This window comes from Pseudomonas sp. P179, from assembly GCF_000478485.2.
GTDB classification, from domain to species: Bacteria; Pseudomonadota; Gammaproteobacteria; order Pseudomonadales; family Pseudomonadaceae; genus Pseudomonas; species Pseudomonas aeruginosa.
The window spans coordinates 249,775-271,261 of sequence record NZ_KI517355.1 but is presented as its reverse complement, the minus strand read 5'-3'; the positions used below and the strand labels follow the sequence as shown (position 1 = coordinate 271,261).

The following is a 21,487-nucleotide window of genomic DNA, read 5'->3' as shown; positions in this document are numbered from 1 at the left end:
TCATAGCTTCCAGATATCCCGGGCGTATTCGCTGATCGTCCGGTCGGCGCTGAACCAGCCGATCCGCGCCACGTTGAGCAACGCCGAGCGCCACCAGCGATCGGGCTCGCGCCAGACTTCCTCGACCCGGCACTGCGCATGCCAGTAGGCCTCGAAGTCGGCGCAGAGCATGAAGCGGTCGTCGTGCACCAGGCCGTCCACCAGCCCTTCGTAGCGGCTGCGGTCGTCGGCCGAGAACAGCCCGCTGCGGATCGCCTCCAGGGCTTCCTCCAGCCGCGGCGAGGCCGCGATCACCCCGCCCATCTCCAGCTCCCCGGCCTGCCGGCGCTGCTCCACCTGCTGGGCGCTGAGGCCGAAGATGAACATGTGTTCCAGGCCGATCCGCTGGCTCATCTCGACATTGGCGCCGTCCAGGGTGCCGATGGTCAGCGCGCCGTTGAGGGCGAACTTCATGTTGCTGGTCCCGGAGGCCTCGAGCCCGGCGGTGGAAATCTGCTCGGAGAGGTCCGCCGCGGGAATGATCGCCTCGGCCAGGCTGACGTTGTAGTTGGGCAGGAACACCAGCTTGAGCAGGCCGCGCACGGTGGGGTCGTCGTTGATGGTGCGGGCGATGTCGTTGGCCAGCTTGATGATCAGCTTGGCCTGGTGGTAGCTGGCGGCAGCCTTGCCGGCGAAGATCTTCACCCGCGGCACGCGGTCGGCGGTCGGGTCGTTGCGGATCTCCTGGTACAGCGCCACGGTGTGCAGCAGGTTGAGCAACTGCCGCTTGTATTCGTGGATACGCTTGATATGCACATCGAACAGCGCTTCCGGTTCGATCGCCACGCCAAGGCTGTCCAGCACCAGGCGCGCCAGGGCGGTCTTGTTCTGCCGGCGCTGCTCGGCGAAGCGTGCCCGCAGCCTGGCGTCCTCGACGTGCTCCTCGAGGTCCGGCAGGCGCCGTTCCGGGGTGTCCAGCAGGTCGGCGCCGAGGGTCTCCACCAGCAGCTCGGTCAACCCCGGGTTGGCCTGGAACAGCCAGCGGCGGAACGACACGCCGTTGGTCTTGTTGCTGATGCGCTGCGGATAGAGGCGATGCAGGTCATGGAACACGGTTTCGCGCATCAGCTCGGTGTGCAATGCCGATACCCCGTTGATCTGGTGCGAACCGAGGAACGCCAGGTTGCCCATGCGCACCCGTCGGCCGTGGCCCTCCTCGATCAGGCTGACCGAACGCAACAGGTCGAAGTCGTGGATGTCCTGGGCACGCAGCGCGTCTATATGGAAGGCATTGATCAGGTAGATGATCTGCATGTGGCGCGGCAACAGGCGCTCCATCAGCGCCACCGGCCAGGATTCCAGGGCTTCCGGGAGCAGCGTGTGGTTGGTGTAGGACAAGGTCGCCACGCTCAGCGCCCAGGCGTCCGGCCAGGCCAGTTGGTGCACGTCCACCAGTTGCCGCATCAGCTCGGCGACGGCGATCGCCGGGTGGGTGTCGTTGAGCTGGATCGCCACCTGTTCCGGCAGGCTACGCAGGTCGTGATGATGGCGCAGGTGGCGGTCGAGCAGGTCCTGCAGCGAGGCTGAGACGAAGAAGTACTCCTGGCGCAGGCGCAGTTCCTGACCGGCCTCGGTGCTGTCTGCCGGATACAGCACCCGCGAGATGCTCTCCGCCTTGACCACGTCGACCACCGCGCCGATATGGTCGCCGGCGTTGAAACGGTCCAGTTGCAGGTCTTCCTCGGCGCGAGCGCGCCACAGGCGCAGGGTATTGACGCTGGCACGCCGCCAGCCGACGATCGGCGTGTCGTAGGCGATCGCCCGGATCCGCTCGTCCGGCCGCCAGATGGCTCGGCCACTGTGCTCGCTGTCGACCTGCACGCTGCCGCCGAAGTCGATGTAGTAGCTGACCTCGGGTCGTTCGAACTCCCAGGGATTGCCGAAATCCAGCCAGGTCTCGGTCTGCTCCTGCTGCCAGCCGTCGGTCAGCACCTGGCGGAACAGGCCATGCTCGTAGCGGATGCCATAGCCATGCGCGGGAATGTCGAGGCTGGCCATGCTTTCCATGAAGCATGCCGCCAGGCGTCCGAGGCCGCCGTTGCCGAGCGCCGCGTCCGGCTCCAGGGCAACGATCCGCTGCAGGTCGACGCCCAGCTCGGCAAGGGCCTGGCGGGTTTCCTCGAGCAGCCCGAGGTTGCCGAGGTTGTCCAGCAACAGGCGACCGATGAGGAACTCCAGGGACAGGTAGTAGACCCGCTTGCGCGCGGGCGCTTCACCTTGCGGGGTGGCCTCCTCCCAGTGGTCGATGATGTGGTCGCGCACCGCCAGGGCCACCGCTTCGAACCAGTCGTGCGGGCAGGCGGTGGATGGGTCGCGGCCGACGCTGTAGCGCAGTTTGGCGAGGATGCTGGCTTTCAGGGTCTGGACCGCACTTGGGGTCTGGTCTTGGCTGTCGGGCATCGCCGGGCTTCCTTCCGGCCCGCCGCTGCAGGCCGGTGCTTGCGGGGTTTTCTCAGGCGCTCTTGCGTACCGGCACGGCGGCCGCCGCGCTTTCCTGGCGCAGGCGGTCGAGCAGGTCGTGGCCGGCCAGGGTCAGGTGGTGGACCACCCATTGCTCCTGGCCGGTCCAGGAATGCTGGACGCTGCCGCAGAGCAGTTGCGCCTGGTTGAGCAACTGCAAGTGGTAGGCCACCGCCTCGCGGCAATGACCGGGTAGCTCGCGTGCTTCCCAGTGCTGGCCGAAGCCAAGGCTTTCCAGATGCTCCAGCAGATCCCTGATCAACCCCCAGTCGCGTTTCATCGGCATGCTCCTTGTCTGCGTCGCGGCCGGCCGTTCCGGCTACCTAGAAGCGGAGTCGCGGCGGCCGCGATGGTTCATTCTTTTTCGCCGGCGGCCCGCCTGTCCGCACGACGGAACCGCCGGGCGCCGGCGTCAGTCGGGAGGAATGCCGTTGCCAACGGTCGGTGTGCGGACTGGCGCGAGAGCTGGAGCGCAGCTTCACTGAGCAGTGACCTTTCCCGTATCCCGGCAGGAGCGCTCCGATGCAGGCTTTCATGGTTCATTTCTCAGACGCCGGACAACCCGGCCGGACCGTGCTCACCACTTTCGCGCCAACCCTCAGCACCAGCGAGGCGCACGTTCGCCTGCAACTCTGCTATCCCCTGCTGTTCCCGCAGCGTCTGAGCGCGGTGCGGGTCTACCCCCTGCTGCCGGCGGCGGCACGCGAGTGAACGCGGCCGCCGGGGCGCCTCAGCCGTTGACTACCGTACCGCCGTTGACGTGCAGCACCTGGCCGCTGACGTAGGACGAGTCGTTACAGGCCAGGTAGACGTAGCTGGCGGCCAGCTCTTCCGGCTGGCCGGGCCGGCCCATCGGCGTATCCGCGCCGAAGTGGGCGACCTTCTCGGCGCTGAAGGTGGACGGGATCAGCGGCGTCCAGATCGGGCCCGGGGCCACGGCGTTGACGCGGATGCCGCGGTTGACCAGGTTCATCGACAGCGACCGGGTGAACGAGGTGATCGCGCCCTTGGTCGAGGAATAGTCGATCAGCTGGGGGTTGCCCTTGTAGGCGGTGATCGAGGTGGTGTTGATGATCGCCCCGCCCTTGCCCATCAGCGGCAGGGCCGCCTTGGTCAACTGGAACATGCCGAAGATGTTGGTGCGGAAGGTCTTCTCCCACTGCTCTTCGCTGATGTCCTCCAGGCGCGCCTGCGGATGCTGCTCGCCGGCGTTGTTGACCAGCACGTCGAGGCGCCCCCATTTCTGCCTTAGCGTGTCCACAACCTGGCGGCAGAAGCCGGCGTCGGCGACGTCGCCGGCGAACGCCAGGCACTGGCGGCCGAGCGACTCGATGATCTCGCGGGTCTTCGCCGCGTCTTCGTTCTCATCCAGGTAGACCAGCACCACATCCGCCTTCTCGCGGGCGAAAGCCACCGCCACCGCGCGGCCGATACCACTGTCGCCGCCGGTGACCAGGGCCACCTTACCCTCCAGCTTGGCCGCCGGACGGTAATCGGCGGAAACGAACTCCGGCTTCGGCTGCATCTCGCTTTCGTGGCCGGGACGTTGGTCCTGGTGCTGCGCCGGCAGGGTCTGTCGCTGTTCGCTCATGGTGGTTTCCTCTCTGTCGGACGCCTCAGGCGCGTTCGCCGCGCAAGGCGCGTTGATGGAATTCGGGCAGGCGCCGCAGCGCCCAGCGGGTGGCTTCCCGGCGCATCCGCGCGGGGTCGCCGTGGAAGCGCTCGCGGCGCGAGAACAGGGCGAGGCCGGCGGGCAACCGGAAGGCCCAGGCGAAGCACACGGTACCGGGCGGGATGCCGTCCTTCGCTTCACTGCCGAGCAACCCCGTGACCGCCAGCGCGGCGCTCGCCGGACTGCGTTGCAGGGCCGCCCTGGCCATGGCCTCGGCGACCTCCACGCTGGTCAGGTTGAAACGCTCCAGCCAGTTCGGGTCGAGCCCCAGCAGGGCAAGCTTGGCCGCCGGCGAATAGACGACGAAGCCGCCTTCCATCACCTTGCCGCTGCCGGCCACCGCCGACAGTTCGGCGCTGATCTGCCCGGCAGTACAGGATTCCGCAGTGATCAGGCTGAGGTCGGCGCTACGCAGGTAGGCCACCAGGCGAGAGGCCTCGTCCGCGAGTTGCAGGTCGGGCATGGCACGCTCCTCAGGGCGAGATCGGGTCGCTGGCGGGAAAGGTCTCCTTCAACGCGTCGTCCAGCTGGCGATCCTCCGCCACCTGGGGCCGGGTGGTGCCGCCACAGGGGCAATCGGCGTCGCGACACGGCTCGCCCTGGGGGTGGCCGCTGGCGCAGGCCGCGCAGCAATAGTGCTGGCCGTCGCGTTCGACGGCATCGGCGCCGGGCTGGCAGGTGCATTTGGGACAGGCACAGGTTTCGCTGTTCATGGGCAGTCTCCAGTGGGGTTCACTTGCTGTGTTCCGGCGAGGTCACCGGGCGCAAGCCACGGGGGCCGGTCCAGCCCCAGAGGACCAGGCCGAGCACGGGCAGGAGCAGGATCAGCAGCGACCAGCCGAGCTTGCGACTGGCGGAGCTGTCGCTGCGGAGCACGCTGTTGATGGCCCAGGCATCCACCAGGAGCAACAGGACCAGCAGCGCGAGGATCAGGTAGGCGGTATCCATCGGGGGCCTCCTCGGCATCTCGTTGCACGGTGGAGGCCCTGTGCGCCGGGGGAGTTCCGCCTTTTTCGCGGACGGTCAGCCGCGCCCGAGCTGGCGCCGCATGGCCGCGCTGATGCGCTGGCGGGTGCCGGCGTAGTCGGCCCAGGGATCGTCGCCGGCGAGTTCGTCGAGGCGCTGCGGCAGACTGCGCAGGTTCCATTGGTTGGCGCCCTGCAGCGAGTCGAGTTCCTCGCGGAACACCGGTACCGACACCGGCAACCCTTCGCGGGCGCGCACCGAGTAGGCGGCCACGGTGCTGGCGCCGCGGCTGTTGCGCAGGTAGTCGACGAAGATCTTGCCGACCCGGTTGCGCGGCCCGGAAACCGCCGAGAAACGCTCCGGCATCAGGCGCGCCAAGTGCTGGGAGATGGCCTGGGCGAAATCCTTGACCTCGTCCCAGCCATGCCGGCGCTCCAGCGGCACCAGCAGGTGCATGCCCTTGCCGCCGCTGGTCTTGAGGAAGGCGCGCAGGCCCAGCTCGTCGAGCAACGTCAGGCTCAGCTGGGTCGCTTCGAGCATGCGCTTCCACGGCAGCGCCGGGTCCGGGTCGAGGTCGAGGACGAAACGGTCGGGCCGCTCCAGGTTGGCCAGGCTGGCGTTCCAGGTATGGAATTCGATGCTGCCCATCTGCACCGCGCCGACCAGCGCCTCGGCGCTGCGGATTTGCAACAGCGGCGGATGACCGGGATCGAGCGCCGGGTCGAGCTGGACGATGCCGGGGATCTTCAGGCGCGCCGCGTGCTTCTGGAAGAACAGTTCGCCGCCGATTCCGTCGGGGCCGCGCACCAGCGACACCGGGCGCTCGCGCAGGTCGCGCAGGAGCAGGTCGGCGTAGCGCGCATGGAACTCGGCGAGTTCCAGCTTGCTGGCCTGGATCGACGGGTCGATCAGCCGCTGCGGATGGCTGATGCGCACGCCGGCGGTGGCCGCCCGCGACGCACCGGCGCCGGCCTTGCGCGCGCCGCGCAGCGGCGGCGGGCCGGCGGGACGCTCGCCGGTCACCTCGCGCGCCGGCTTGTCTTCGCGCAAGCCGTGGAACACTGCCTGGCGGATGATCCCGCCACGGGTCATCTGCGCATAGGAAACCTCGCACAGCTGTTGCGGGCGCACCCACTGCACCGACCCGGTCTCGCGCGCCGGCGGCACCTTCGCCAATGGGCTGGAGCGGACCGCGAGGGGTTCCAGGCGCTCACGGACCTTCTTCAGGCTGGCCGCGGTGAAGCCGCTGCCGACCTTGCCGGCATAGCGCAGCCGGCGCTCCTCGTCAGGGCTGTAGAGGCCGAGCAGCAAGGCGCCGATATGCCGGCGAGAGCCCTTCGGCTCGGTATAGCCGACGATCACGAACTCCTGGCGCAACTGGCACTTCAGCTTGATCCAGTCGTTGCTGCGGCGCGAACGGTAGGCGCTGCCCAGACGCTTGCCGATCACGCCTTCGAGACCGAGCTTGCAGGCGCTGGCCAGCAGGTCGCGGGGGTCTTCCGCGAGCGTCGCGGAGAACCGCAGCGGGTCTTCGTCTCGCCCTTCCAGCAGCGCCTCCAGGCGCGCGCGGCGCTCCTCCAGGGCGACATCGCGCAGATCCTCGCCTTCGTGGTACGGCAGGTCGAAGAGGACGTACAGGATGTTCTCGCCGCGACCTTCCTCGAAGGCGTTCTGCAGGGCCTGGAAGTCCGGTCGACCCTCCTCGTCGAGGACGACCAGTTCGCCGTCCAGCCAACTGCGCTGCAGACCGAGCCCGGCCAAGGCCTTCTCCAGGTGCGGCAGGCGTTCGGTCCAGTCATGGCCGTTGCGGGTCAGCAGGAGCACGTGGCCGTCTTCGATGCGGCTCATCAGCCGATAGCCGTCCAGCTTGAGTTCGTAGGCCCACTCCCCTCGCGGAGGCTGCTCGACCAGGCTGGCCAGCTCGGGGGCGATCCATTCGGGCATCGGCGTCTTCCCCCCGCTCTTGCCGCGTCGCGCCGGCCTGGCCGCGGGCGTGGCGGCTTCGCCATGGCGGGGCAGCAGCGTACGCTCGCTGAGCACGCTGTCGGGACGCTCCTTCAGCACGTCGAAGCGATCCAGGCTGCGCGCCTCGCCGTCCTTGGCCTTGACCAGGAACCACTGGGGCTGCTTGCCGCGCAGGTTGGTGCGGATCAGGTGCCAACGCCCGGAGAGTTTCTCGCCATCCAGGGCGAAGCTGAGATGGCCCTTTTCCAGGCCCTCGCGCGGATCGTCCAGAGGCGTCCAGGCGCCTCGGTCCCAGACGATGACATCGCCGGCGCCGTAGTGCCCCTGGGGGATGCTGCCTTCGAAATCGGCATAGTCCAGCGGATGGTCCTCAACCTGCACCGCGAGCCGCTTCACCGCCGGGTCGAGGCACGGCCCCTTGGGCACCGCCCAGCTCTTCAGGGTGCCATCCAGCTCCAGGCGGAAGTCGTAGTGCAGGCGGCTGGCGTCGTGCTTCTGGACGCAATAGCGGAGCAGCCCGGTGCTGTCCTTGCGAGGCTTGCGGCCGCTGGGCTCCGGGGTCTGGCGGAAATCGCGCTTGCGGGCGTACTCGGCGAGCGGCTTGCTGCTGGGCATGGTGGGCTCCTCGGTGCTCAGACGCCGGGGCAGACCGGCGCGCTGTGCAGGACCATGTCGATGGCTTTCCCCAGTTCCTCCAGGGTCACCGGTTTGAGCAGCACCGGATAGGGTGCCGCCGGGTCGATGCCGACGCGAGCGCTGTCGCTGAGCAGGATCACCCGCATCCGCGGGCGCACCGGCAGGCTGGTTTCGATGAGCATGCTGCCGCTCAGAGGACCTTCGAGCTGCTCGCTGAGCAGGAACAGGTCGATCACCGCGTCCGAGGCCAGGTGGTCGAGGGCTTCGTCGCGACTCGCCGCGCTGAGCACCGCGTAGCCTCGATCGAGGAGGAATTCCTCGATCCGCCAGAGCTGGTCGGCGTGTTCTTCGAGGACCAGGACGATCTTGTTTTCTCCGTTCACCATGGTTCTCCCTGTCGGATTGTCAGGAAGGCTTCGCTGCAAGGTTCGCGCCGTCCGCCCCGCTTGCGCCGGAGCAGCGTGACCACGGCGATTGGGCGCGGATTGATCGCAAAGTGCGATCAGCAGAGTGCCCGGAAGGCGCCTGTTCATCGTGCAGATTGCCCGACCCGCGCGGACCGCTGGTAAGCCCGCCGGCACCAACCACGTCGACCGGGGTCCAGCCTGAGAGACCGCGAGCGAAGGAGCCAGCCATGCGCCCTGCCCCAGAAGACGCCGCAGACGATGCGTTCGACCAGCGCGAGTATCCGATCCCGGAGCGCCTGGAAAGCCAGCGCCGCGCCTGGCGTTTCGAACGGGCGGGCCTGTGGGTCCTGCTCGGGGTGATCCTCCTGGCGCTGACCGGGGTGTTCGCCGGCGGGCCTCTGAGTTCGCGGACGCTGGTCAGCGACAGCGGCAGGCTGACCCTGGCCTACGAGCGTTTCGAACGCAGCGGCGCCGCCAGCCGCCTGCGCATCGATCTGCGCGGCGCGCCGGGCACCGAAGTTGGCGTGCGCCTGGGCGGCGGACTGCTACAGGCGCACAGCATCCAGAGCCTGCAACCGCAACCGCTGCGCAGTCACAGCTGGCGGGGTGGCCTGGAACTGGAGGGAAGGCTCGACGAAGACGGTCGCCTGAGCCTGTTCCTGACGTTGTTGCCGAACCAGCTCGGCGAAGTCGCCAGTCGACTGGAGTTCGCCGGCGAGAGCCTGGCCTTCGACCAGTTCATCTACCCCTGAGTCATCCGTTCCGAGGAGGCGCACGATGGATTCCATACTGCGAGCCGCCGCGCTCTACCTGGTCCTGCTGGTACTCTTCCGCATCGCCGGGCGGCGTTCACTGACCGACATCACCACCTTCGACCTGCTGCTGCTGATGATCATCGGCGAAGCCACCCAGCAGGCGCTGCTGGGCGACGACTTCTCGCTGGTCAACGCGGTACTGGTGATCATCACCCTGATCGTCATCGACGTCGGTCTGTCCCTGCTCAAGCTGCGCCATCCGAAGCTCGACACCCTGATCGAGGGCTCCCCGACGCTCATCGTCGAGTACGGCAGGCCATTGCACGCACGCCTGGCCGAGGCCCGCCTGCGCGAGGAAGACATTCTCCTGGCCGCCCGCGAGACCCAGGGCCTGGAACGCATGGAGCAGATCCGCTTCGCCATCCTCGAGAAGAACGGCAAGATCTCGATCATTCCCGATCGCGGCGACTGACGCTGCGCGCGTGGCGCATCAGCAGCGGCTGGATGCTCAGGCCGTGCACGCAGATGCTCAGGGCGACGAGGCTCAGCACCAGGTCGCTGGCGGTATGCGCGAGCGCCGTAGGCAGCCCCTGGTTCAGCGCGTAGCTGAGGTAGTACAGGCTGCCGATGCCGCGGATGCCGAACCAGCCGAGCAGGCGCCGCTGCGCCGGGTGCATCAGCCGCCGGCCGACCAGCAGCCAGACCATCGCCGGCCGGCACACGCAGAACAGCAGCAGCGCCAGCGGCAGCGCGCGCCAGTCCCAGTGCTGGTAGAGCATGGCGCCGAGCAGGGTCACCAGCAGCACTTCCAGCGAGCGCTCCAGCAGGTTGCCGAAGGAGAGCACGTCGAGCATCACCGCGCCGGCCGCCACCTTCGGGTGTTCGCTGCGGTCGGCGCCGTACTCGATGGCGCCGCTGGCCTGCCCTGCCTCGCGCACGTCGGCGGCGGCCGCCTGCGCCTCGGCCGGTGCCGAGGCGCGCCCCAGCGTCGCCACCTCGGCGTGACGCAGGCCGATCCCGGCGGCGAAGCTGGCGAGGAAGCCCCAGCCGCCCAGTGCGTCGGCGCCGACATAGGACAGCGCGATCAGCGCCAGGGCGAGGAAGTCGTTGGCCGACACCGAGGTGTCGGTGTGCCGCGCCCGCAGGTGGATGGCCAGGCGGCCGAGACCATGGCCCAGGCAATAGCCCACCAGCAGGCCGAGCGGAATCGCCCAGAGCACGTCGCGCAGCAGCCAGTCCAGGCCGCTGCGGTCGAACTCCCCGGGCAGGCCGCCGCCCTGACCGATCAGCAGCAGGGCGGCGATGACGAAGGGAAAGGCGATGCCGTCGTTGAGTCCCGCCTCGCCGGATACGGCGTAGCGCAGGCGGTCGTCGTCGCCGGCGTGGTTGACCTGGATGTCGCTGGCCAGCACCGGATCGGTGGGCGCGAGGATCGCCGCGACCAGCAAGGCCAGCCCCCAGTCCAGGCCGAACAGGAAATGCGCGCCCAGGGTAAGGCCGAGGATACAGCCGAGCAGGACTGGTCCGGCCAGCAGCCAGGCAGCGGTCCAGGCCGGCGAGCGCAACGGCAGGCGCAGCTTGAGGCCGCCGATGAACAGCGAGATCAGCAACGCCGCCTCGCTGAGGTGTTCGAACCAGCCGCTGATGTCCGCCAGGCCGCTGCGCCAGGCGTGCAGCCCGGCCGGGCCGATGGCCAGGCCGAACAGCAGGTAGATGAACGACGTGCTGACCGGCAGCAGGCGCAGGTAGGCCGAGGCCAGGCCGAGCGTCAGCAGGATGCAGCCCAGTACCAGCAACCACAGGCTGAAACTCATGCCTGGCCAGGCTCCGCCCGCGGGGGCGTTACTTGGATGGGTGCGCCTTGGCCAGCGCGCGGGCCATCTCCAGGTGATGCTTCAGGGCCGGCAGATGGGTCTTGGCGAATGCCTGCAGTTCCGGGTCGGTCAGGTTGTCCGCGGCCTGGGTGAACAGTTCCACGGCTTTTTCGTGAGCCGCCACCTGGTTATTGGCGTAGGCCGGGTCGAAGGAGGCGTCGCGCAGGTCGAGCAGGGTCGCCTTGGCCTTGTCGGTCAGGCTGGCGTCGTCTTCGACCTCCAGTTTCTTGCGCTCGGCCAGGCTGCGCAGTTCGGCGTTGACCTTGCCGTGGTCGTCGATCATCTGCTTGGCGAATACCTTCACATCGGCGGCGGTGCTCTTTTCCAGCGCCATCTTGCCGGCTTCGATTTCCGCTACGCCGGCCGCCGAGGCCTCGCTGACGAAGGTCTGTGGCGCGGTCTTGTTCATGTCCTGGGCGTTGGCGAAAGGCAGGGCCAGGACCAGCAGGAGCCAGGCGGCTCCCTTGAGGGGAAGGCTGATTGCTCTGTTCATGGTCGACTCCGTTGGCGTGACAGGGAAAAAATGCCGGGACTTCGGCACAACGCACCTCGGCATCGTCGCTGCTGTGACGGCGCCGCCGGCCGACCGTTCAGATTTTTCGCCGACCGTGCCAGGCCGGGCGCCCTCCCCGGTCACCCCTGGCGGCTCGCCAGCGCCTCGATCCGCGCCCGGCTCTTCGGCCGGCGTACGGACAGCGGCGGTTCGACCCGCATCGGCGGCGCGATCGCGTTGCCCTGGAGATAGACGTCCCCGGTCGGCAGCCGGGCGAACGCATCGTCCTCCTCGAGACCTTCCAGGACCACGCAGGGCGCCAGTTCGCGGCACAGGGCCAGCAGATGGCGCAGCACTTCGGCGCCCTTCGCCGAGCGACGTGCTTCGCGGGTATACCGGCAATCGATCTTGATCACATCGGGACGGGCATCGAGAACGAAGTCCAGGTTGTTGTGCGCCGCGCCGAAGTCGTCTATCGCGATGCGCACGCCATGTTCGCGCAGGCGTCGGATGAACTCCCGGGTCGCGACTCTCTCGCCCACGGCGGTCTCGGTCAGCTCCAGCGTCAGCCTCCGTGCCACCTGCGGACGGGCGGCCAGCCATCGGCAGACCGCTTCCCACCAGGCATCCATCGCCGCGCTCTGGCGCGACAGGTTGCAGGCCAGGCGCAAGGTAGGCTCGGCGTTCAGCCGGTCGAGGACCGTGCCCAGCACGCAGCGATCGAGCAGGCGTATCAGGCCGAGCCGCTCCAGCGCCAGGATCAGTTCCTGGGTCGGCAACGGCGGCTCGCCGCTGGCGGCCGTGACCCTGAGCAGGGTTTCCCGGTAGAGCGGCTCCCATTCCGGATGCCCGGCATGCCGTACGGCCTGCCAGTCCAGGCGCACCCGACCGCGCGCCAGGGCGGCCTGGAAACGCCGGGCGAGGCGCAGGTCGCCGGCCAGGGAGGCGGCAACGGCCGGCGGGTGCTCGTGCTGGCGAGCCTGTGGGGAACCGTTCACTGTAGAGCTTTCCTTTCCTGGCGGCTGACGCCGTTGTCGTCGATCCAGTCGAACGCCACCTCGCCGCGCGTCCCGCCGTCCACCCGCCGCGGCAAGCCGAGGCGTCGTTGCGAGCGCGGAGCCAGCAGCGTTCCGGGCAGTTCCAGGCGCGTCTCCCCTATCTCCAGCGCCAGCCCCGCCAGGGACACGAAGTACGGCGTCGGGTTGTCCACCCGCAGGGTCTCGTCGCGCAGCGCGAAGCCCAGTTCGGCGGCCGCGTCCTCGGCGTGCGGATGCAGGCCGTGCGGGCGGTACAGCACCTTCATCTGGGTTCGCAGGGTGACCGTGAGCCGGGGCCGGCCAGCGGCCTCGGCGGTGGCTTGCGGGGGGATCTCGTAGATGTTCAGCCAGTACAGCGATTCGCGATCCCGTGCCTGGGCCTGGCCGGTAGCCAGCAGGCGCAGGCTGCGCTGGCGTCCCGGCTCCAGGCGGAATACGGGCGGCAGCGGCAGGAACGGAGCCAGCGCGGTATCCGGTTCGCCGTCGAGGGCACCGTCATCGACCCACGCCTGCACCAGCACCGGGTAGGGATTCTGGTTGACCAGCAGCAACGAGGCCTCGCGCTGGCCCTCCACGAACACCAGGCGGGTGCGCTCCGCGGTCACTCCGGCCTCGCTCGTCGGCGCGAGGCAAAGCATGGCCAGCAGCGCGAGCGCGCGCCTACTGGACACGGATAACCACCTGCGCCGTGGCCTCGACTCGCCCCGCCGTGACGCCGGGCTGGCTGCCGAGCGCGAGTTTCTCCAGGCGCGCGCGGAAGGTTTCGCGGTACAGGTCGATGCCGCCGCTACCGCCGTTGGCCTGGGTCGCGCCACCGATGGCGGGGTACCAGCCGGTGGCCTCGGCGTTGCTGCCGCCGGCGGAGTTCTCGTTGGCCAGGAGCGTCATCGGCGTGCCGTCGCGGTAGATGCGGATGCCGACCCCACGGGCAATGCCCGGCTCCCCGTAACGGTCGGAGAGCAGGTAGGACAGTCCGCCACTGGCGTTGACCAGGCCCAGCGCCGGGCTGGCCGCCAGGGCCCCGCTGGACACGCGGATGCCCAGCGCCGTGGCGCCGGCCCCGGTGCCGTTGGTCATGCCGCTCTGGCACTTGAAGGTGAGTTCGAAGGGCGCCTCGCGCACGCCGCCGCTATCGATCTCGGCCAGGGTGATGGACGGGAACTGCACGTGCGGGGTGACCGTCATCACCGCGCAGGTGGGATAGCGTTTCAGGGTCACGTAGCGGTACAGCCCGATGGCACCCGGCCAGTTGCTGTACCAGCCGCCCCAGTTGCCGCCCACGTGCGCCTGGCCGACGGTCGGCGCGGTCAGGCCCGGCCCCTTGATGGCGATGTAGGCCGCCGGCTGGGTGTAGGAATAGGGCTGCGAGAGGATCGTCGGCGAGTAGTAGCGGATCGCCTCCAGCGGCGCGCTGTACAGCTCGGCGCGTACCGCTGCGAGGTTCTTCGCCTTGACCAGCTGGAAGCCGCGCGAGTCGATGTCCAGCCCGGAGAGCTGGCGCTCCTTCCAGATCGGCGTGATGGTTTCCCCCGTCTCGACGTTGGTCAGGCGCAGCAGCACGTTGGGCCAGGCGGTCCGGTAGGCATCCTGCAGGCCGATGTCGTTGCCCACCGTGTCGGCGCCGGTGTAGTAGCCGCTATAGAGATCGTCGCCGTTGGTAGAAAACATCTCGTAGACGGCGTCCCCGGCGCTACAGCGGAAGAACACCCGTTCGGGGTCGTAGCCGCCGGTGGCGCCGTACTGGGTCAGCGGCGCCACCGCGCTGGCGATGAGCGTCGGATAGGGCTGGAAACTCTCGTCGCTGACGTTGACCACGCTGGGCAGGCCGAGCGAGCCATTGCAGGTGTCGCAGGCGCCGGTCCAGCTGCCGGCGGTACCTTCGCCTGGGCGGATCTGGGTGTTCGAGGTGGTCGTCTCGCTGCCTACCGAGGTGACCCGGTAGCAAGTCGCCTGGCCACTGGCGGGAAGCCCTAGCAACACGCCGAGGGCCAGCGCGGGCAGCAGGGGAAGCGTGCGGTTCATCTGGCGTTCTCCAGGTTGGAGTCGGTGGTGGCTGCCCGGCAGGTGCCGCGCAGGCGGATCAGCGCCTGGTCGCGAGACACACCGGCCAGGTCGTAGGGCAACTCGCAACGCTCCTTGCGCGCCGTTCCCCATTGCACCAGCAACCTGCCCCGCTGGTTTTCCGCGCGCGCATAGACCTGGCCGCCCTGCCCGACCATGCCGATGGCCGCCCCGCCGTCGTCGACCACCACGGCGCCGAGCGGCAGCACACTGCCGTCCTCGCGCCGCGCCTGGATCAGCAGCGGATGGCCGGTCAGCGTCCTGAACGTCACGCGCACGCTGGCACCGGCGTAGGGCGCGACCTTGCGCTCGGTTTCCAGCAGTTCGGCGTCGGGATCGATGCCAACGGGATCGAGTGAGATCGGGTTGTAGCGATAGGGCGACAGCGAGGGGGCCAGCGCATAGCCGTTGCCGTCGATGCGCGCGCCCTGCCCGCCGCGTATCGCGGCACCGCTGGCGCCCTTGGCCTCGACCAGGGCGAAGGTATCGCCGACGCTGGGGCCAAGGGTCAGCCCGTCGCGGTGGGCGACCAGCGCGCCACGGATGCCGCCACTGTATTGCCGGTAGCGATCGCCTTGGGCATAGCCGGCATTCAAGGTGGCCAGCGCCGCCTGCTTCTGCAACGTGCCGTTCCAGGTGGTGTCGGCGACCTCGCTGTCGCGGTTGGCGGACAGCGCGTAGCTCCAGGTACGCTCGTCGCCCAGCGTACCGTTCAGCCCGGTTTGCAGGCTGCCGCCACGGCTGTCGCCGGAGCGCCGGGTAGCCATGGCGCTGAGCGTCGGCGCCCGACTGGAAGAACCCAGCGGCATGGAGACGCTGAGGGTCAGGGTGTCGTTGCGCTGGCCGCTGCGCCGGTCGCGCCGGAGCAGCTCGACGCCAGGGTCCTGGTCGCCCTGCTCCTGGTAGTAGGTGGTGGTCTGCCGCGACCAGGCGAGGTTGTAGCTCAACTGCCCCCAGGTATTGGAGTAGCCGAACTGCAATTGGGTGTCGCGGCTCTTGCCGTCGTAGAAATCGCTCGAGGAGCCGGAAAGATAGAGGTTGCCGTAACCGCCGAGGGCCTGGCTCACCAGCAGGTTGAACTGGTTGCGCTGCTTGTAGCTGCCGGAATCCCAGGTGTCCCCGTGGCGCAGTGCGTCGCGCGAGCCGAGCACGTCGCCGAGTTCGCGGTAGCCTTCGGTGGAATAGCGGTAGCCGGCCAGGGTCAGGGTAGTGCCGGTGGGCTGGAAGGTCCGGCTGTAGTCGAGCCCGATGCGCCAGCCCTGCTTGCGCGCGCCATCCTCGACGCGTGCGCTGGAATAGGTGCTGTTCAGGCCGAAGGCGCCGAAGCGGGTGGCGAGGACGCCGCCGCCCAGCATGGCCAGGTAGTCGTCGGCGACACGCAGTCCCAGGTTGGCGGTCAGGGCGTTGCTCATGCCGCGCTGGTAGGTGAAGTCGGCGAACAGGTCGTCGCCGTCGCCGTACTGGCGCGCCTGGCCCAGGGTGAAGCTGTAGCGCGACAGGCCGGGACGCATGGACTCCGGGACCGAGGCGAACGGCACGCTGAAGCTCGATACGCTGCCATCGGCTTCGAACACCTGGACATCCAGATCGCCGGCATAGGCGCTGTCGTAGAGATCGTCGATGACGAACGGACCGGGGGCGACATTCACCTCGCGGATCTTCCTGCCGTTCTGGCTGATCACCACCCGCGCCGCGGTGGCCGCGGTGCCGCGCACCTGCGGCGCATAGCGGCGCAGGGACTCGGGCAGCATGCGGTCGTCGGTGGCCAGGCTCAGGCCGCGGTAGCCGATGCTGCCGAGCAGGTTGCCGGCGGTGTAGCTCTCCCCCGCCGTCAGTTCGCTGCGCCAGGCCGGCAAGGCGCGCTGGGCATAAGTGCGGATGCTGTTCCACTTGCGCCTGGCCTGCCCGTTGTAGCGGGAATAGGTGTAGTTGGACTGGTGGCGCAAACGCCACAGGCCGAGGTTGATGCCGCTGTTCAGGCCGACATAGGCGTAGTCCGATCGTCCCGATTCGCCGCCGCGGTATTCGGAGCGATAGAGGTTGGTGTCGTAGTTGACGAAGCCCATGCTGTCGCCGGCGTCCCACTCCTCGGGGCTGACGTAGCCGCGCGGCTTGAGGTCGAGCAAGGCTTGCGGCACCGAGAGAACCAGGCGCAGGCGGGCGACGTCCAGGCTGAACCGCGAGCCGGGCAGGCGTGCACCGAGAAAGGCGCAGTGGCGCCCGTCGCCGCTCTTGCGCGGATCGTCACCAGGCTTGGCGCCGAGGCGCTGGCGCAGGAAGTCTTCGTCGAGGCAGGGCTCCACCGCGCCGCTGGCGGGGTTGGCGCGGAAACTCACTTCGCTGCGGCTGGCGAAGCGCTCGTTGAGGTAGACATCGACGTGATAGCGACCCGGATCGATCCGACCGTCCTGGTTGAAGCGCGACAGGTCGCCGCCGCCCAGGGAAGAGCCGAGCAACAGGCGATCATCGAATTCGTAGCCGGGCTGGGCATGACCGAAGGCGCTCGCCGCCAGCGCCATGCCGCCCGCCATCAGGGCCGTGCCGGTGCGGCAGCGGCGTTCATGGCGATAGGTCATGACGGATATCCATATGGGCGCCGTAGTCGTTGATCAGCAGCGCGTGCAGGCGCACGCGTCCCGGCGGCAGGGCTTCTCGGGTTTCGGCCTGCCATTCGGCATGGCTGCGCGGCTCCAGCATGCCGCTGCGCAAGCGCCAGCGGCGCTGGCCGACGCTGAGCGTGGCGCTGGCGAACGAGGCGTAGTAGCCGCTCGGGTTGTCCACCCGCACCGCCCAGCCGGCGCTGCGCCGGACCAGTGCGAAACGCAGTTGCCCGGGCAGGTCCTCGGGACGGCCCTGGATGCCCGCCGGGCGGTAGAACAGCTTCAGGCGATTGCGCAGCATCAGCAGCATCTGGTTCCGATCCGCATGGCTGCTGTTGCGTGGCGGGATCTGCAGGACGTTGAGATGGAACAGCGATTCGCGATCGCCCGGCAGGCCCTGCCCGGTGTAGACGATGCGCAGCGTCTGGCCGCTGTCCGGGGCCATGCGGAATACCGCCGGGTTGACCAGGAACGGCGCGTCCGCCTGGTCCGGCGGCGCGTCCGGGGCGTCGATGTCGACCCAGGCCTGGACGACGTTGGGAAACGCATCGCGATTGCTCAGTTGCACGGTCTTCTCCCGTGCCTCGCCGGGATAGATCACCCGGGTCCCGGTCACCACCACGCTTGCCCGCGCCTGGGCGATGCTCGCCAGCAGGACGAGCAGAAGCGCCGATGTCCTGCCGGATCGGTACGAATGTCTGGGCATGCGGCTTACCTGGCCGGGCACGGTCCAGCGACCGGGCCCGGCTTTAGTGCTGGGAAAAGGAAGGGGCGGCGCATGCGCCGCCGGCATTCACTCGTAACGCAGCGTGTAGGTCACGGCGCCGAGTACCGGACCGGGCGTCACGGTCGCCGCTTCGGAGACGTACTGCACCGCGTAGTCGTAGCTGGTGCTGGTGGCTCCGTTGGCGAGCACGATGTCGCCGGCGGGCACCGCCGCGCCGCCGGCCAGGTCGACCGGGTTGCCGCCGACGCTATCGAGCAATTGCAGCGCCACGCCCGTCGCGCCGCTGGCGGCGGTGTTCACCAGGTTCCCGGCGGCGCTGGGGTTGGTGGCCTGGAACAGGGTGGTGAAATGCTCGTCGGCCGTCGGCGCGACGCAATCGGTGAGTTGCAGGGTGAAGGCGGTTTCGCCGGCGCTGCGGCCCACTGCGCCATCGAGGGCGCTCACCGGTACGCTGTCGAGGATCACCGTGGGGTCGGTGAAGCCGTTGACCGCGACCTGGCAGGTCTGGTCGGTCACTTCGCCGCTGAATGTGATAGTGTTTGCCGCCATCGCGGTTCCCGAAGCGGCAATTGCCGCAAAGGCCAATACCACTGCGCATGGGTTCGAAGTTCTGGTCATGCCTATGTTCCTTGTGTGAGGCAATAATCGTCCACCCGCCTTTTATTTCGGCCGGGAACGCGGTAAAGACTCGAACGAGTTCAAATCGATAATCAGTGGTGCGAACCACCGATATAAGTATCCCGTGCACAGGCGTCGAGGTGAACGCCGAACGGCGGACTTATAAATCCGTTCGAGTGCCCGCCATTCGGGGAATTGCCTCGTTTCGCAGGGTACCGCCGCCTCTTCGCGCTATCCGTCGACATTGCAACGCTTGTATTTCCGACTATGGAACTCTGGCATCCCGGCCTCTCTTGCTTGTCTTCGCCAGTTTGGATTTATAATAAAAACCGTCATCCGTGTAATGCATGGATGGTGCCATGCAGTTAACTTCCAAGTTGGAAGTATGCACTTCCCTGTTATTCAACGAATAATTACCGTCGACTTTTCCCGGGCAATTTCCATGTTCACCCGCAGGCGCTTCTCCTTGCGTAGCAAGCTTTTTCCGCCGCCGCTCAGAAGTCCGGTGCGCAGACGAGTGCCAACGGCGGCGTGCGCACTCTCGTTGCAAGTGGGCGCTGCGCCGATGCTGTTCGGAGAATCCGTCTTGCGACAAGTCAACAACTCGAACCACGGCTTCGCCTAGCATTGAAAAAGTTCCTGCACGACAGTTGTCGGGCCTGTTGGTCGTCGCTCTGCCAAGTGCCTGGACATATTTCCGTTATCCACTGATTCGGAGTCCAACGTCGCCGAACGTGCCGGCTGCCGCGACTCTCGAAAAAATAGCCTGGAGAAACTCCGAAACAAACATTGCACATGGACCGTCGTCGCAACGGTCTCCCTCAATAGTTATTAAAAGAAGAGGTTCGCACCCATGGCAGGCAAGCATTACCAGGATGCCGATGTGCATGCCGCAACCCTATCCCGCCTCCGACTGGTATTCCGGAACTTCGAGCGCGTCTGTGTCGCCTTCTCCGGTGGCAAGGACAGCTCGGTCACCCTGCAATTGGCGCTGGACGTGGCACGCGAGTTGGGACGCAGCCCGGTGGACGTACTGTTCATCGACCTGGAGGGGCAGTACCAGGCCACCATCGATCACGTCAGCGAGATGCTCGGGCGTCCCGACGTACGCCCCTGGTGGGTCTGCCTGCCACTCAACCTGCGCAACGCCTCCAGTCTGGAGGAACCCTACTGGTGCTGCTGGGAGCCCGGCGCCGAGGCCGACTGGGTGCGCCCGCTACCGAAGCAGCGAGGGGTGATCAGCGACCCGGCGTTCTTCCCCTTCTACCGCTACCGCATGGAGTTCGAGGAGTTCGTCGCCGGCTTCAACGCCTGGCTGGCCAGGGAAGAGCCTACCGCGTTCCTGGTCGGCATCCGTTCGGACGAATCGCTCAATCGCTACCTGGCGGTCAAGCGCAGGAGCCGGGCGAAACAATGCGCCTGGACGCCGCCGGGCGGCTCCGCGCCGCTGGCCTGGAGCGCGCGCGACCGGGCCAACCCGCAGGCGGTGAGCTTCTTCCCGATCTACGACTGGCGTTTCGAGGATCTCTGGCGTTGCGTCGCCGACCACGGCTACGCCTATAACCGCCTCTACGACCAGATGTACCGCGCCGGCGTGCCGTTCTCGCAGATGCGCATCTGCCAGCCCTATGGCGACGACCAGCGCAAGGGCCTCGACCTGTTCCACCGGATCGAGCCACGCACCTGGTTCAAGGTAGTCCGGCGCGTCGCCGGCGCCAACTATGGGGCGCGCTATTGTCGCCAGCGCTTCCTCGGCTACCGTGGCGGCCTTGGCCTGCCGCCCTCCTTCGGCACCTGGCGCGAGTACAGCCAGTTCCTCCTGCGCAGCATGCCGCCGCCTCTGCGCGGCATCTACCAGCGGCGCATCGAGCGTTTTATCCTCTGGTGGAAGCAGCACGACTATCCCCTTGCCATCTGGCCGGACGCGGGGATCCCGGCCCTGGAGAATCGTCGCAAGCAGCCTTCCTGGCGGCGTATCGCGCTATCCCTGCTGAAGCAGGACATGGCCCGCTCGCTGTCCTTCGGCTTCTCCCAGGCCGATATCGACAGACTGGTCCCCGGTCGGGAGAAGCGCTCGTGATCCGCCCGCAAGACTGCGAGATCCTGCAGTGGCGCTCGTTCGACGACGAGGCCGCCTTCTTCGCCAGCATGGGCCGCTTCTTCGCCAGCGCCCGGGTGCGCCGCGAATGCGGCGGCTACCCGCTGAGCGACGGTCCCTACCACCGCTGGTTCGTGCTCCGCCGCCAGGGGGACACGCGGATACTGGGGTTCGTCAGCCTGGAGCAACATCCCGACGTGGTTCGCCTGCGCGATGCCTACCTGCGTGCGGAAGCGCGCGGTCGCGGGCTGTTCCGCACCCTGCGCGAGCGGGTCCTCGGGCATGTCGACCAACTCGGGCTGGCCTGTACCACCCGCGCGCCCCAGGCCTGCGCGCGCCTTCTCGAACCGCACGGCTTCGCCGTGCATTCCACCCGGGGTAGCTGGGTGACGCTCATGAGGAAAGCCCATGGCACAGACAAAGACACTGACGGAGCGAGCCGAGGCGCTGTTCGGCGAACTGCACGGGTTGCCGCTTGCCGAGCGGATTGAAGCCATCAACCGGATCCGCCGGCTGCTCCACGCGCACAGTCCGTTCGCCGAAGAGCCGGTCGATTGCGTGCAGTGGGTGCGTGCCGAGCGCGTCGCCGGCAACGACTACAACCCCAATACCGTCGCGCCACCGGAGATGCGACTGCTGAGGCTGTCCATCGAGTCCGACGGATTCACCCAGCCCATCGTCGCCTATCCGCAGGCCGACGGGCGCTACGAGGTGGTCGACGGCTTTCACCGCCTGCGCGTGGGCAGCGCCAAGGGCGCGCTGCGCCAGCGTCTGCACGGCTACCTGCCGATCGCCGCGATACGCGCCGGGCGTGAAGGCGACAGCGAGCGCATCGCCGCCACCATCCGCCACAACCGAGCACGCGGCGTGCACGGCGTATTGCCGATGACGGCGATCGTGGTGACCCTGCTCAAGGCCGGCTGGAGCGAGGCCGACGTGGCCCGCGAACTGGGCATGGACAATGACGAGGTGCTGCGTTTCAAGCAGGTTTCCGGATTGCCCGAGCTGTTCCGCGAACACGTGTATTCCCGCTCCTGGGAGTAGCGGGCGGCGCCGTCGGCCGCACCGCTCGCCCAGGC

General features: G+C 68.0%; 21 protein-coding genes and 1 pseudogene. 6 read left to right on the top strand and 16 right to left on the bottom strand.

Annotated elements, in window-relative coordinates; genetic code table 11:
- Entirely contained in the window at window positions 1-2,439 is a 2,439-nt protein-coding gene (locus HMPREF1224_RS41525) for a glycogen/starch/alpha-glucan phosphorylase (protein WP_003100816.1), read from the bottom strand.
- Window positions 2,440-2,491: 52 nt separating this feature from the next.
- Window positions 2,492-2,779, bottom strand: a complete 288-nt coding sequence (locus tag HMPREF1224_RS41520; RefSeq protein WP_003100808.1) for a DUF2513 domain-containing protein — start codon at window positions 2,777-2,779, stop codon at window positions 2,492-2,494.
- Between the two features lie 242 nt (window positions 2,780-3,021).
- Here HMPREF1224_RS41520 and HMPREF1224_RS41515 point away from each other — a divergent pair, with 242 nt between their 5' ends.
- A complete protein-coding gene (locus HMPREF1224_RS41515) occupies window positions 3,022-3,210 on the top strand; it encodes a hypothetical protein (protein ID WP_003088902.1) in 189 nt (62 codons plus the stop codon).
- Window positions 3,211-3,229: 19 nt separating this feature from the next.
- Here the strand turns inward: HMPREF1224_RS41515 and HMPREF1224_RS41510 are convergent, their stop codons facing one another.
- The 6 genes and pseudogenes from HMPREF1224_RS41510 to HMPREF1224_RS41485 form a co-directional block, all read right to left on the bottom strand.
- Window positions 3,230-4,090: an SDR family oxidoreductase gene (locus HMPREF1224_RS41510; RefSeq protein WP_003100806.1), complete on the bottom strand. Its 861-nt coding sequence runs from the start codon at window positions 4,088-4,090 to the stop codon at window positions 3,230-3,232.
- Window positions 4,087-4,634, bottom strand: a pseudogene (locus tag HMPREF1224_RS41505) (CinA family protein). The gene HMPREF1224_RS41510 and the pseudogene HMPREF1224_RS41505 overlap by 4 nt, the downstream one beginning before the upstream one ends.
- Window positions 4,635-4,644: 10 nt before the next feature.
- Window positions 4,645-4,884 carry a metallothionein gene (locus tag HMPREF1224_RS41500; protein WP_003100805.1) on the bottom strand — a complete coding sequence of 80 codons (240 nt, stop codon included), beginning with the start codon at window positions 4,882-4,884 and terminating at the stop codon, window positions 4,645-4,647.
- Between the two features lie 19 nt (window positions 4,885-4,903).
- Window positions 4,904-5,119, bottom strand: a complete 216-nt coding sequence (locus HMPREF1224_RS41495; protein ID WP_003088893.1) for a PLDc N-terminal domain-containing protein — start codon at window positions 5,117-5,119, stop codon at window positions 4,904-4,906.
- Between the two features lie 75 nt (window positions 5,120-5,194).
- Complete coding sequence (gene ligD / locus HMPREF1224_RS41490; protein ID WP_010794144.1) at window positions 5,195-7,717, bottom strand: DNA ligase D; 2,523 nt, start codon at window positions 7,715-7,717, stop codon at window positions 5,195-5,197.
- A 17-nt stretch (window positions 7,718-7,734) separates the two neighbouring features.
- A complete protein-coding gene (locus tag HMPREF1224_RS41485; RefSeq protein ID WP_003102170.1) occupies window positions 7,735-8,124 on the bottom strand; it encodes a response regulator in 390 nt (129 codons plus the stop codon).
- A gap of 248 nt (window positions 8,125-8,372) precedes the next feature.
- Between HMPREF1224_RS41485 and HMPREF1224_RS41480 the strand changes: the two genes are divergently transcribed.
- Entirely contained in the window at window positions 8,373-8,897 is a 525-nt protein-coding gene (locus HMPREF1224_RS41480; RefSeq protein ID WP_003088874.1) for a hypothetical protein, read from the top strand.
- Window positions 8,898-8,922: 25 nt separating this feature from the next.
- Window positions 8,923-9,372, top strand: a complete 450-nt coding sequence (locus tag HMPREF1224_RS41475) for a DUF421 domain-containing protein (protein WP_003102168.1) — start codon at window positions 8,923-8,925, stop codon at window positions 9,370-9,372.
- Here the strand turns inward: HMPREF1224_RS41475 and HMPREF1224_RS41470 are convergent.
- The 8 genes from HMPREF1224_RS41470 to HMPREF1224_RS41435 form a co-directional block, all read right to left on the bottom strand.
- Complete coding sequence (locus HMPREF1224_RS41470; protein ID WP_003113638.1) at window positions 9,350-10,714, bottom strand: cation:proton antiporter; 1,365 nt, start codon at window positions 10,712-10,714, stop codon at window positions 9,350-9,352. The genes HMPREF1224_RS41475 and HMPREF1224_RS41470 overlap by 23 nt on opposite strands.
- Window positions 10,715-10,742: 28 nt before the next feature.
- Complete coding sequence (locus HMPREF1224_RS41465; RefSeq protein WP_003088871.1) at window positions 10,743-11,267, bottom strand: DUF4142 domain-containing protein; 525 nt, start codon at window positions 11,265-11,267, stop codon at window positions 10,743-10,745.
- Between the two features lie 140 nt (window positions 11,268-11,407).
- Window positions 11,408-12,265 carry an EAL domain-containing protein gene (locus tag HMPREF1224_RS41460; protein WP_010794143.1) on the bottom strand — a complete coding sequence of 286 codons (858 nt, stop codon included), beginning with the start codon at window positions 12,263-12,265 and terminating at the stop codon, window positions 11,408-11,410.
- A complete protein-coding gene (locus HMPREF1224_RS41455) occupies window positions 12,262-12,975 on the bottom strand; it encodes a fimbrial biogenesis chaperone (protein ID WP_004343433.1) in 714 nt (237 codons plus the stop codon). Before HMPREF1224_RS41455 ends, HMPREF1224_RS41460 begins: the two co-directional genes overlap by 4 nt.
- On the bottom strand, window positions 12,965-14,326 hold the full coding sequence (locus tag HMPREF1224_RS41450) for a fimbrial protein (protein ID WP_003113634.1): 1,362 nt from the start codon (window positions 14,324-14,326) through the stop codon (window positions 12,965-12,967). The genes HMPREF1224_RS41455 and HMPREF1224_RS41450 overlap by 11 nt, the downstream gene beginning before the upstream one ends.
- Window positions 14,323-16,941 (bottom strand): fimbria/pilus outer membrane usher protein, encoded by a 2,619-nt coding sequence (locus tag HMPREF1224_RS41445; protein WP_010794141.1) that lies wholly within the window; start codon window positions 16,939-16,941, stop codon window positions 14,323-14,325. The genes HMPREF1224_RS41450 and HMPREF1224_RS41445 overlap by 4 nt, the downstream gene beginning before the upstream one ends.
- Complete coding sequence (locus tag HMPREF1224_RS41440) at window positions 16,925-17,671, bottom strand: fimbrial biogenesis chaperone (RefSeq protein WP_003088863.1); 747 nt, start codon at window positions 17,669-17,671, stop codon at window positions 16,925-16,927. The genes HMPREF1224_RS41445 and HMPREF1224_RS41440 overlap by 17 nt, the downstream gene beginning before the upstream one ends.
- 87 nt (window positions 17,672-17,758) lie before the next feature.
- Window positions 17,759-18,310, bottom strand: coding sequence for a fimbrial protein (locus HMPREF1224_RS41435; RefSeq protein ID WP_003120281.1), 552 nt, complete (start codon window positions 18,308-18,310; stop codon window positions 17,759-17,761).
- 853 nt (window positions 18,311-19,163) lie between these two features.
- Between HMPREF1224_RS41435 and HMPREF1224_RS41430 the strand changes: the two genes are divergently transcribed.
- The 3 genes from HMPREF1224_RS41430 to HMPREF1224_RS41425 are packed head-to-tail and all read left to right on the top strand — an operon-like array spanning window position 19,164 to window position 21,452.
- A complete protein-coding gene (locus tag HMPREF1224_RS41430; RefSeq protein ID WP_003113632.1) occupies window positions 19,164-20,390 on the top strand; it encodes a phosphoadenosine phosphosulfate reductase in 1,227 nt (408 codons plus the stop codon).
- The gene (locus HMPREF1224_RS0112515) at window positions 20,387-20,899 is read left to right on the top strand and encodes a GNAT family N-acetyltransferase (protein WP_003102153.1); all 513 of its coding nucleotides are present in this window, start codon (window positions 20,387-20,389) and stop codon (window positions 20,897-20,899) included. Before HMPREF1224_RS41430 ends, HMPREF1224_RS0112515 begins: the two co-directional genes overlap by 4 nt.
- Window positions 20,817-21,452: an IbrB-like domain-containing protein gene (locus HMPREF1224_RS41425; protein WP_003088853.1), complete on the top strand. Its 636-nt coding sequence runs from the start codon at window positions 20,817-20,819 to the stop codon at window positions 21,450-21,452. Before HMPREF1224_RS0112515 ends, HMPREF1224_RS41425 begins: the two co-directional genes overlap by 83 nt.
- Window positions 21,453-21,487 lie beyond the last annotated feature (35 nt).